Genomic DNA, 12,291 nt, shown 5'->3' with positions numbered 1-12,291 from the left:
GGCAGCACCAGCCGCCAGGCCGCCGCAAGCGCGGGCCGGAGCCCGGCCGCGGGCTGCCGCAGCACGGCCGTCATCAATGCAAGATCGAGCACCGCCGCGACAATCAGCACCCCCGCCACTGCCAATGCACCAATCGCCCCTAGAGGTGACAGCACAAAGCCCGCGATGTCCTGATCTGTCATTACCGGATCCCCCGACCAGCGCAGCGCAAGGCCGAGGATCACCCCTGCAAGCGGCAGCACCAGAACCGAGACCGCCAAGCGCACGCTCAGATGCAGCGCCGTGAACAGCAGCACGTCGGACAAAGCGCGGCGATAGGCCGGAAGGACCGCACGCAGCCCCACCGGTCAGGTCTCCGCTTTGGTGGATTTGTGCCCTTTCAATCTTTCCCGCAACGACTGGAATATCACGTAGAGCGCCGGGATCACGAAGATGCCCACCAGTGCCGCCGCCAGCATGCCGCCCGCCACGCCCGTGCCCACGGCCCGCCGCGACAGCATCGAGGCACCTTCGGCGGTGACCAGCGGGATAAGCCCCGCGATAAAGGCGAAGGATGTCATCATCACCGCGCGGAACCGCGCGCCCGCGCCCTGCACGGCGGCATCGAGAATGGTCTCACCGGCCTCGCGCCGCGCCTTGGCGAATTCCACGATCAGAATCGCGTTCTTGGCGGCCAGCGCCAGCAGCACGACGAGCCCGATCTGCGCATAGATATTGAAGGGCAGCCCCGCCAGCAGCAGCGCCGCAATCGCCCCCGCCACGCCGAACACCACAGACAGCATCACCGGCACCGGCACCGTCCAACTCTCGTAAAGCGCGACGAGGAAGAGATAGGCAAACAGCATTGCCAGCACGAGAATCATCGTCGTCTGCCCCGCCGCCTGCTTTTCCTGCAATGCGGTGCCGGTCCACTCGTAATCAAAGCCCGGCGGCAGATTGGCCTCGGCCACCTCTTCCATCGCCGCCAGCGCCGCCCCCGAGGACAAGCCCGGCGCGGGGTTGCCGCTGATCTTGGCGGCGCGCTGATTGTTGTAGCGCGAGAGCGACATCGGCCCGGTGATATAGTCGGCCCGCGCGAAGGCCCCGATCGGCACCATCTCTCCGGACGCGCTGCGCACCTGAATGCGCGCGATATCGTCCACCGCGTCGCGATACTCGGGCGCGGCGCTCATATGCACCTGCCACGAGCGGCCAAACAAGTTGAAATCGTTGATATAGGCCGAGCCGAGCGTCGGTTGCAGCGCGGCAAACACGTCCGACACGGGGATGCCCAACGCATAGAGCCGCTCGCGGTCGATCTCAAGAAAGAGCTGCGGGCTGTTGGCCGAGAAGGTGCTGTAGACCCCCGCGAGCGTCGGATTGCCATTGGCGGCGAACGAGAGCCCCCGCGCAGTTTCGGCCAGTTCCTGCGGCGTGCGCCCCTGCGTGTCGAGCAGTTGCATCTCAAAGCCCGACCCGGTGCCAAGCCCCGCAATCGGCGGCAGGTTGAACGCGATGACCTGCGCCGATCGGATCGCCGCGCCCTGCCGAATGGCCTGATCTATGGCATTGAAGACGCTGGTTTCCTCCGTGGTCCGCTCGGCGAATTCCTGCATCGAGACCAGCGAAAAGGCGACGTTCGACTTGGTGATCCCGTCGAGCATCGAATAGCCCATGACCGAGACCACGCTTTCCACCCCCGGTAGGCCGGAAAGGATCTCCTCCACCTCACGCTGCGCCGCGATGGTACGGTTTACCGAGGCCGCCTCAGGCAGGCGCGTCTCGACGATGAACGAGCCCTGATCCTCGGACGGCAGGAACCCGGTCGGCACCGCCTTGAACAATCCGCCGGTCAGCACGACGGCACCTGCCAGCAGCGCCAGTCCAAGCACCGCACGCCGCGCGATGGATCCGGCAACCCGCGCATAGCCGTCGCGCGCACCGTCGATGCCGCGAGAAATCCGCCCCATGATGCCGGTCTTGGGGCCGTGATGCGGCTTAAGAAGGATCGCGCAGAGCGCAGGTGACAGGGTCAGGGCGTTGATCGCAGATATCACCATCGACACCGACACCGCGACCGCGAATTGCTGGAAAAGCTGCCCGGATATCCCCGGAATGAACGCCACCGGCACAAAGACCGACAGCAATACCAGCGTCGTCGCGACAATCGCGCCGGTGATCTCGGACATCGCCGCCGAAGACGCCTCGGCCGGGGTCATGCCGGGGTTTTCCTCCATCTTGGCCTCGACCGCCTCGACCACCACGATGGGATCATCGACCACAATCCCGATGGCCAGAACCATTGCCAGAAGCGACACGGTATTGAGCGAAAAGCCCATGGCCTGCATCACCGCGAAACTGCCGACCAGCGCCACCGGCACGGCAATCAGCGGCACCAGCGTGGCGCGCAGCGAGCCAAGGAAGAGGAACACCACGATCACCACGAGGACGAACGCCTCGATCAGGGTCTTTTGTACCTCATGGATACTCTCGTTGACGAAGGTGGAACTGTCCGAGACGATGTCGTAGGCCATCCCCTCGGGGAAACCTGCCGCCACATCCTCCATCATCGCCTTGGCGGCGTCAGCGGCGGCAATGGCATTGCCGCCCGGCGCAAGGTACAGGCCGATCAGCGTCGCGGGCTTGCCGTCAAAACTGGTCACGACATCGGAGTTTTTCTCGCCAAGCGTCACCTCGGCCACATCGCGCACACGCACGACGCTGCCGTCGCTGCCCGCGCGCAGGATGATCGCGCCAAATTCCTCGGGGCTCGACAGCCGCCCCTTGGTCGAGAGGTTAAGCTGCAGCCCCGGATCCTCGGTCACCGGCTGTCCGCCGACGCGCCCGATGGCGGCCTGAAGGTTTTGACTCTTGAGAGCCGCGCTTACATCGGCGGGCGTGAGGTTCAGCGCCGCGAGCCGGTCCACATCCAGATTGACGCGCATCGCGAATTCATTGGACCCGAACATAGAGGCATCGCCCACCCCCTCGACCCGCTTGAGCCGGTCCATGAGGTTGAGCCGGGCATAGTTGGTCAGGTCACTGCCCTCAAGCGCGTCACTCTCGGAATAAAGCGCGATGCCCATCAGCAGCGACGACGATTTCTTGGCCACACGCACACCGGTCTGACGCACCTCCGACGGCAAGAGCGGCTCGGCCAGCGACACCCGGTTCTGCACGTTTACCGTGGCAATATCGGGATCGGTGCCCACCTCGAAACTGATGCTGAGGATATAGGTGCCATCCGCGCCCGAGGTCGAGGACATGTAGATCATGTCGTCCACGCCCACGACCTGATCCTCGATCACCTGCGCGACGGTCTGCTCCACCACCTCGGCCCCGGCCCCGGGATAGCTTGCGGTGACCGAGACCTGCGGCGGCACGATATCGGGAAACTGCTCTACCGGCATCTTGGTGAGCGCGATAAAGCCCGCCAGAAACAGCACGATGGAAATCACCCCGGCAAAGCGGGGACGCTTGATGAAGGTATCTGCCAGCATGGATCAGCCCCCGGGTGCGGCGGCATCGACCGCGCTGCCGGGGCGAACCTTGTTCACGCCCTCGGTAATCACGCGTTCGCCCTCGCTCAGCCCCTCGGCGATGACGGCAAAGCCCTGCGCATTGCGGCGCACGGTGACGCGGCGCTGCTCGGCCACATCGCCCTCGCCCACCACCAGCACAAAGGCCCCCTGAATATCGCGCTGAACCGCCTGTGCCGGGATCGCCAATTCGCCCTCGGCGGTGTCGGAGGTCAGCGTCACGCGCACCAGCTCTCTGTCCAGCAAGCGCCCCTCGGGATTGGCGAACCGTGCGCGCAGCGTCACGCTGTCTGTGCCCGAATTGACCCGGCTGTCCACGAAATCGACATCGCCCGGCGCGTCATAGACGCTGCCATTGGCCAGTGTCAGGCTGACCGCCGCCTCTTTCGAGACCTCGCCACGTTCGACACGTTCCAGGAAAGTCCGCAACACTGCCGTGGGCACCGCGAATTCGGCATGGATCGGATCAAGTTGCACCAGCGTCGCCAGCGCGCCGGCCTCCGGCCCGACAAGCCCGCCTTCGTCCACGGAACTGTCGCCGATACGGCCCTCGAAAGGCGCCTTGATTTCGGTATAAGAAAGGTTGGTGCGCGCCCGGTCGAGAGCCGCTTCGAGCCGCAGCACATCCGCTTCCGCGATCGCGAGCGCCGCCTCCGCCTGATCGAGACGCGCCTGCGCCCCGGCCTCGCGCGAGACAAGTTCGCTCTGACGGTCCCGCTCGATCCGCGCCAGATCGCGCTGCGCCTGCGCCGCGCCCAGCGCGCCCTCGGCCTCGCGCTCCGCTGCCTCGTAAAGATCGCTCTCGATGACGAACAGCGTCTGGTCCTGCGTCACCTCTGCCCCGGGCGCAAAGCCGATGCTTTCGATCACGCCAGAGACACGCGCCACAAGCGCCACCCGGCGATTTGCGTCCAGACGTCCGTTGAAATCAGAGGTTTCTGCCAAGTCCAGAGTGGTCGCCTCGACCGCGACGACAGCGGGGGGCGGTGCTGCCTCTTGCGCGGATACAATTCCGGCTCCGGATGTGACAATCATGGGAAACAGTATCGTTCTAAACAATTGAGCCTCCGGAAATATGATTTGTACTATTTAAGATAATACATAAACCAAGAGAGTCACTCGAAAATTGAAACCAGAATTACACCCGATCAATTCGCTGGCTGTAAATGCCGCAGCCGACCTGCGATCCAGCCCTATCTTGCAGCACGTCGGAAAAGCCGGGTCACGATCACAAAGAAAAGCGGCACAAAAACCACGCCAAGAACGGTGCCCGATATCGTCCCGCTCAAGACACCCGACCCGATTGCATTGCGCCCACCGGACCCTGCGCCTGAACTCAAGACGAGTGGAAGCACACCCAGAGAAAACGCCATAGACGTCATGATGATGGGGCGAAACCTCTGGCGGGCCGCCTCTGCGACGGCGTCGATAACCCGCTCGCCCGATTCATATCTTTCGCGGGCAAACTCGACAATCAGGATCGCGTTCTTGCCAGTGAGGCCAATGACCGTGAGCAGACCCACCTGAAAAAACACCCCGTTCTCGAACCCGCCCAGCCACGCGCCGGTGAGGGCGCCGACGATGCCGATGGGCATCGCGAGCATGACGGCGAAGGGGATCGACCAGCTCTCATAGAGCGCGGCGAGCGAGAGGAAAACGGCGGCCAATGAGAGTGCATAAAGCAGTGGCGCCTGATTGCCGGACTCGCGCTCTTCCAGAGAAAGCCCGGTCCATGCCAGCTCGAATTCCGGACCAAGCTGTGAGACGAGCCGCTCCATCTCGGCCATTGCCTCGCCAGTTGTCACGCCTTGTGCGGGAGACCCTTGCAACTGCACCGACGGAATACCGTTGTAACGATATAGACCCTGTGCGCCATAATCCCAATTTCCCTCGGAGAAGTTGGAAAACGGGACAAGCCCACCGCTTGAATTTCGCACGCGCCATTTGTCAATGTCAGACGGTGTGGCGCGGGCCTTTGCGTCACCTTGAACGTAGACCCTTTTGATCCGGCCCTGATCGAGAAAATCATTCACATAGGTCCCGGCCCAAGCGATCTGTAACAATTGTCCAACATCGGTCGGCGTAAGCCCCATGGCCCCAGCCTTGCGCCAATCGATATCGAGGTTGAACTGAGCCGCATCTTCCAGACCGTTGGGTCGAGCCGATGCGATCAACTCGCTTTGGCCAGCCATACCCAATAGCTGATTGCGGGCGGCCATGAGATCAGCATGGCTCTGGCCACCGCGCGCCTGCAGGTAAAAGTCAAAGCCCGAGACGTTGCCCAGCTCGATCACCGAGGGCGGAACCACCGGGAACACCTGCGCATCCCGGATCTGGCTAAAGGCCCCGAAGGCGCGGCCCGCGAGCGCCTGTACACTTTGCCCCGGTTCGGTCCGCTGGTCCCAATCCTTGAGCTGCACAAAGCCGAGGCCCATGTTCTGACCATTGCCGGAGAAACTGAAACCAACCACGCCAAACATCGAATCGACGACCTCGGATTCCTGATTTAGGTAGAAATCTTCTACTTGTTTCACCACGTCGAGCGTCCGCTCCGCACTGGAACCCGTAGGTGTCTGGATGAGCGTAAACAGAATACCCTGATCTTCTTCGGGCAGAAAACCCGTCGGCGTACGCAGAAACATGAGAGCCATGCCAAGGGCCAAGGCCAGATAGACCACGAAGACACGGACAGGTCGACGTACTGACCAGCGCACGGTGCCAGTGTAGCCGTTAGTCAATCCGTTGAACCCCATGTTGAACCAGGCAAACGGCCCACGCTTTGTCTCGTGGCTCTTGGCCTTGAGAAGCGACGCGCAGAGCGCGGGCGTGAGCGTGATCGCGACGACCACGGAAAGCGCCATGGCCGAGACAATGGTGATCGCGAATTGCTGATAGATCACACCGGTGGAGCCGGGGAAAAACGCCATCGGAACAAAGACAGCCGAAAGCACCAGCGCAATGCCCACCAGTGCGCCGGTGATTTGTCCCATGGATTTATGCGTCGCCTCGCGCGGTGAAAGACCGTCTTCCTCCATGATGCGCTCGACGTTCTCCACGACGACGATGGCATCGTCGACCAAGAGACCAATGGCCAGAACCATTGCCAGCATCGTGAGAGTATTGATGGAAAATCCAGCCACCGCCAATACACCAAAGGTGCCCAACAAAACCACCGGGACAGCGAGAGTCGGGATAAGCGTGGCGCGTAAATTTTGAAGGAACAGGAACATCACAAGAAACACGAGACCGATCGCCTCGAACAGCGTCTTCACCACCTCCTTGATCGAGATTTCAACGAAAGGCGTGGTATCATACGGAATGACGTAATCGACACCGTCGGGAAAGAAGCGGGCGAATTCTGCCATGCGCTCCTTGACGGCGCGCGCGGTATCGAGGGCATTTGCGCCCGGTGCCAGTGTAATTGCCATGCCCGCCGCCGGGTCTGTATTGAAACGCGCGGTCGTGGCGTAGTTTTCTGCTCCGATCTCGACCCGTGCCACGTCATCCAGCAAGACCAGACCGCCGTCCGTTTCGGCGCGCAAGACGATCTGACGAAAATCCTCTGGCGTGCTCAGCAGCGATTGTGCGGTGATCGTGGCGTTGAGTTGCTGCCCATCCACTGCGGGACGCGCGCCGAATGCCCCTGCTGAAATTTGCGCATTCTGAGCCGAAACAGCAGCGACGACATCTGACGGCGACATGCCGAATGCGGCAAGTTTCGACGGGTCGAGCCAGATGCGCATGGCGTATTGGGCGCCAAACACGTTAACCGAGCCAACACCCTCGATACGGCTCAACTCATCGACCAGATTGGTGACCATGTAATCGGACAGGTCCACCTGTTCGAGGGTCCCATCAGTCGAAATCATACCGACGACCATCAGAAACCCCGACGATGACTTTTCGACGGTGATGCCCTGCCGCTGCACGATCTCGGGCAACAACGGGGTGGCCTGACCCAGCTTGTTCTGCACTTGGACCTGAGCAATGTCGGCGTCCGTACCCGTCTCAAACGTGAGCGTGATTTCCGCATTTCCCTGCGAGGTCGAGCGCGAAGAGAAATAGCGCAGACCGTCCAAGCCAGTCATCTGTTGTTCGATCACCTGCGTGACGGTGTTGGCCACCGTCTCAGCCGACGCACCGGGATAATTGGCCGCCACCGTGACCGAAGGCGGCGCGATCTGCGGGTACTGCGCCACCGGCAATAACCGGATCGCCAAGACACCGATCCCCATGATCAGGATCGAGATGACCCAGGCAAAGACCGGGCGGTCGATAAAGAAACGTGCCATGTGTTGTCCTTTGCCCCGGTCTACTCGTCTTCGCCGGTAGTGCGCTCTTCGGGTGCGACCGTCGCGCCGACAGCCGTTTTCTGAAATCCGGCCACAACGACACGGTTACCGCTCTGCAACCCCTCGTCCACAACCCAGCGGTTTCCGCGATCCTGAAGTATGTTGAGCGCGCGTTCCTCGATTACGTTTTCATCATTGACGACCCAAGCGATCGGTCGCCCACGCCTGTCACGAACAACACCTTCCTGCGGGATGAGATAGACGTCCTTGACGACCTCAACCGGCATGTCGACCTGAACATACATTCCCGGCAGGAGAAGCAGATCAGGATTGTCGAACTGCATGCGAAGCGTCACCACGCCCGTCTGCGGATCGACATTCGGTTCTGCAGCCTTGAGGTGCCCGGTCTGACCGTACTCGGACCCGTCAGCGAGTCTAAGGCGCACGATTGCATCCGCGCCCTCCAGCGCCTCTTCGGTTTCACCGCGCCGCCACCGCAACAGATCGGCAGCGGATTGCGTGACGTCGACGTAGACTGGATCAATCTTGCGGATCACAGCCAAGGGCTGTGCTTGACTGGCCGTGACCAATGCCCCTTGTGACGTCTGAGAGAGACCGATCCGGCCCGACAAACGCGCGCGGATGGTCGTGCGCGACAGTTCGATTTCCGCAGAGTTGAGCTGTGCCTCGGCCAACTCAAGGCCAGCCTCAGCCGAGTCGCGTGCCGATGTCGCCTCGTCCAACGCTTGTTCGCTGGCCACGTTGCGCGATTGCAACTCCACAAGGCGCCGCGCCTCACGCTCCGCCGCGCGCAACTGCGCCTCGGCCTGGGCAACACCCGCGCGGGCCTGCCGGACAGCCGCCTCGTAAGTTGATACGTCGATTTGATATAGCGGATCATCCTCCGATACATCCGCACCCTCTTCGAAGAGCCGCTCAGTTATAATCCCGTTGACCTGAGGTCGCACTTCGGCCTCGGCCGAGGCGGCGACACGCCCGGGCAGAAGAGAGGTGAGCGTCACATCTTGAGGCATTGTGGTCACGACCGTGACAGGTGTGGCGTCCTGTCCCTGCTGGGCAATAGCAAGGCCGGGCGCGATACAAACGCAAACCGAAAACGCTCGGAGGATCCACGGAAATTTAGCCATCGAAAGCCCCTTCAAGATAAAGCATTGGCGCGTTCATGTTCTCGATTTACAAAACCGGCAGGTTTCATAAATATGACTCAGCCAGAAATGGCAAGATCATAGATGATTGTGCACAACCTCTGTGCATCTGATGAGACCGCACATGCCCGACGATATTGACAAGATCAGCGAACCTGCAAGTCTCCGTCGCGGGCGGCCCGCAACCTTGTCACGCGCAGCACGTCAAGATGCAATTTTTGATGCTCTTGAGGCCGTGCATGCAGATGCCGGTCTCGAAGGAGCCACGATGCAAGCGATCGCGCGTTACGCTGGCATGTCCAAGCGAACGCTCTACTGTCTATTTTCTAGCCGAACGGCGCTTTTGCGCGCTTACATGGATCGCGTTTCGGGCCAGTTCATTCAGCCGCTTTCAGACAATGAAACAGACCTGCCAATAGCCGAACGACTGAACAGGCTTCTGTCTGGCAATGCGCGCCAGGAAGGATATGGTCTACCTTTAGAAATATTGCGTGCAGTCATGACACAGGTGCCAGCCTGCCCAGAGATGGGGCGTGATCTTGTGGATCGACTGATGCGACGCGACCTGGAAATTCTGACAAAGGAACTGGAGCGTGGCGCGCGGCGTGGCGAAATTGAAGTCGAGGACATTGGCCGCACTGCCGCGCTGCTCTTGGACATGGTTAGGCCCTGGCCACTGGAGTCTCTGCTCGATCCGATGCGGCTGGCAACACCACAGGAATTCGACGCGCGCCGCGAATTTGCGATCCGTGTGCTTCTCGAAGGAATCGGGAGCTTTCGAACCTCCTGAGCCAGCCGGAGCGGTATTATCAGGATTTCGAGTTGAGAGACGTCGCAAACAGAACGCAAACCGACTTTTCAGGGCGCCAGGATAGGGCATGTTCAACCACTGAAAGTTGAGATGATGTCCTCCGCTTCCAACCAGTCACACTTTGACGAAATCGCGGGCTTTATCCTTGATCCAAATTTGCCGGTGCCTGAGCCGGTACTCTTGCAAGCCGCAACGCTACTGATTGACACCTTGGGTGTCGCAGCCGGTGCGACATCGCTCGATGCTGGTCGGATCGCACGTGATTTCGCATGCGATTTTCACGGCAGTACACGTGATGAAAACAGCGCCACCTTGATGTTCGACGGGCGTCGTTGCTCCACGCCGGGTGCCGCTTGGGCAATGGCGACACAGATCGACAACCTTGATGCGCATGACGGTCTGAACGCGACAAAGGGGCATATCGGCTGCGCTGCTGTCCCAGCGCTCTGTGCATTTGCCGAGCAGCACCCGGAGTTGACCGGTCGACAAGCACTCGTCGCGCTTTGCATCGGCTATGAGGTCGCCGCCCGCGCTGGCATTGCGCTCCACAAAACCGTCACTGACTATCACACCTCGGGCGCGTGGAACGCGCTGGGCGTGGTAGCCCTCGGAGCGCAGCTGCGGACGCGGGACGACGATATTCTGCGGCATGCGCTGGGCATTGCGGAGTACCACGGACCGCGCAGCCAGATGATGCGTGAGATCGCGAACCCAACGATGTTGCACGACGGATCAGGCATGGGGGCGTTCATCGGCATTTCGTCTCTGTTCATGGCTGAAAGAGGGTTTACTGGCGCGCCCGCGATTACCGTGGAAGGCCAGGAAGTAGCGCATATCTGGGCTGATCTGGGACAGGACTGGACGATACTGCGGAACTATATCAAGCCCTACCCGATATGTCGGTGGGCGCATGGTGCTCTTGAATGTGTCCGAGTGCTGACCCAAGAGCAGGGCGTAAATGCACAAGAGATCAAGACACTGGAAGTGGCCACTTTCGCGGAGTCTGCGGCACTCTTTTCGGGCCTTCCCGAAACCACTAGCGAGGCGCAGTATTCACTCGGCTTCGCGCTCGCGGCCTATCTCGTCCATGGACGTCTTGGGCCCGCCGAGATCACCGGGACGGCGTTGCAAAATCCACGGGTCGCAAGAATGCACACCCGGATCAAAATACGTGAGGAGCCGCGCCACTCCGCACGTTTTCCTGAAGGGCGATGGTCGGACGTGACTGTGCATTTACATGACGGGCGCGTGCTTCATTCAGGCGACCACAACGCACGTGGCGGGCCCGAAGCCCCGATGCCCGATGTAGATATTCACGCCAAGCTGCGCGTGATGGCCGCAAACACTCTCTCCGAGCGCCGTATCGAAGAAATGTGGAACATGCGGCAGCACCTTCTTGACCCAGGGATCAAGTTCTCGCAATTCTTGTCACTCATTCATCCCAAAGTGGACAGGATATGACCAAAAACCTCCGTATTCTCATTCATGCCAGCGACCCGTCTTCGATGATTGAGAAGCTGACTGAGGTCGCGCCGGAGATTGAGGTCTATGGCCATGACACCTACGAAGGGCTATCTCCGGTTCTCAAGGAACTCCAGCCGGACATCGCCTACTCCGTCGCCTTCGAGGGGCGCAACGGATTTCCGCGTGACGCGCTGCTTGGCTCAGATGGGCCTGGATGGATCGCGGTGGGCGGATCGGGGGTGGATCATTTGGGCTCTTGGGACAAGAGCACTGTGACAGTCACGAATTCCGCAGGTGTCGCCGCGCCGATGATTGCGGAGTACGTGTTTGGCGCGATACTTCATTTCACACTTGATATTGATGGAATGGCGGCCGATCGCGTGGAGCGGCACTGGCAACCTGACCGGCTGATGACACCTCTGCGGGGCAAGACCATTCTGATTGTCGGCCTGGGCCATACCGGCCAAGAGGTAGCGGCAAAGGCCAAGGCGTTCGGATTGAGGGTCATCGGCACACGCGCGCGACCCGAACCCATGGACAACGTCGACGAGGTGCATGGCCCTGACGCTCTGCCCGATCTGTGGAGGCGCGCGGATTTTGTCGTGCTGTCGGTCCCGCTCCTTCCCTCGACTCGGGGTCTGGTAAATTCGCGTTCGCTTATTTCAATGAAGGCAGGGGCGGTACTGGTGGATGTGTCACGCGGCGGGGTGCTCGATGGGGCCGCACTGATCAACACGATGCGCGCCGGTCATTTAAAGGGGGCGGCGCTCGATGTTTTCGAGACAGAACCGCTTTCATCTGACAATCCTCTTTGGGGTCTCGACCGGGTAATCCTCTCGCCCCATTGCTCGGCTGTCTATGAGGACTGGGCGATGCACTCATTCGAGTTGTTTCTCGAGAACCTGACCCGTTGGCGCACCGGCGCCCCCCTGTTCAATATCGTCGATCCCGATCGCGGTTACTGACACGAAAAAGGCCCCGCCATTTGGGCGGGGCAAGTCAATGGTGCCCAAGAAAGTCAGGCCTTGGGCACCGGCGGT

Annotated in this window: 7 protein-coding genes and 1 pseudogene; 3 read left to right on the top strand and 5 right to left on the bottom strand. The window is 60.9% G+C overall.

All coding sequences use genetic code 11. The features are described 5' to 3' along the window. The 5 genes and pseudogenes from Q0X85_RS04305 to Q0X85_RS04285 all read right to left on the bottom strand — a co-directional run. Positions 1–344 (bottom strand): annotated as a pseudogene (locus Q0X85_RS04305) (hypothetical protein); the annotation flags it as partial. A gap of 3 nt (positions 345–347) precedes the next feature. Continuing rightward, the gene (locus Q0X85_RS04300) at positions 348–3,479 is read right to left on the bottom strand and encodes an efflux RND transporter permease subunit (protein ID WP_297769465.1); all 3,132 of its coding nucleotides are present in this window, start codon (positions 3,477–3,479) and stop codon (positions 348–350) included. A 3-nt stretch (positions 3,480–3,482) separates the two neighbouring features. Beyond that, complete coding sequence (locus Q0X85_RS04295; protein WP_297769463.1) at positions 3,483–4,553, bottom strand: efflux RND transporter periplasmic adaptor subunit; 1,071 nt, start codon at positions 4,551–4,553, stop codon at positions 3,483–3,485. 158 nt (positions 4,554–4,711) lie between these two features. Further along, positions 4,712–7,810 (bottom strand): efflux RND transporter permease subunit, encoded by a 3,099-nt coding sequence (locus Q0X85_RS04290; protein ID WP_297769461.1) that lies wholly within the window; start codon positions 7,808–7,810, stop codon positions 4,712–4,714. Positions 7,811–7,830: 20 nt separating this feature from the next. Further along, entirely contained in the window at positions 7,831–8,958 is a 1,128-nt protein-coding gene (locus Q0X85_RS04285) for an efflux RND transporter periplasmic adaptor subunit (RefSeq protein ID WP_297769460.1), read from the bottom strand. Positions 8,959–9,100: 142 nt separating this feature from the next. Between Q0X85_RS04285 and Q0X85_RS04280 the strand changes: the two genes are divergently transcribed. The 3 genes from Q0X85_RS04280 (at position 9,101) to Q0X85_RS04270 (ending at position 12,216) form a co-directional block, all read left to right on the top strand. After that, complete coding sequence (locus Q0X85_RS04280; RefSeq protein ID WP_297769458.1) at positions 9,101–9,766, top strand: TetR/AcrR family transcriptional regulator; 666 nt, start codon at positions 9,101–9,103, stop codon at positions 9,764–9,766. 183 nt (positions 9,767–9,949) lie between these two features. Beyond that, positions 9,950–11,248 (top strand): MmgE/PrpD family protein, encoded by a 1,299-nt coding sequence (locus tag Q0X85_RS04275; RefSeq protein ID WP_297769456.1) that lies wholly within the window; start codon positions 9,950–9,952, stop codon positions 11,246–11,248. Continuing rightward, entirely contained in the window at positions 11,245–12,216 is a 972-nt protein-coding gene (locus Q0X85_RS04270) for a D-2-hydroxyacid dehydrogenase (RefSeq protein WP_297769455.1), read from the top strand. Before Q0X85_RS04275 ends, Q0X85_RS04270 begins: the two co-directional genes overlap by 4 nt. The last annotated feature ends 75 nt before the right edge of the window (positions 12,217–12,291 follow it).

The organism is uncultured Roseovarius sp. (genome assembly GCF_947259555.1).
In the GTDB taxonomy this organism is placed as follows: Bacteria; Pseudomonadota; Alphaproteobacteria; order Rhodobacterales; family Rhodobacteraceae; genus Roseovarius.
Note: the sequence above shows the minus strand (reverse complement) of the source record. Positions and strands in the feature narration are given on the sequence as shown.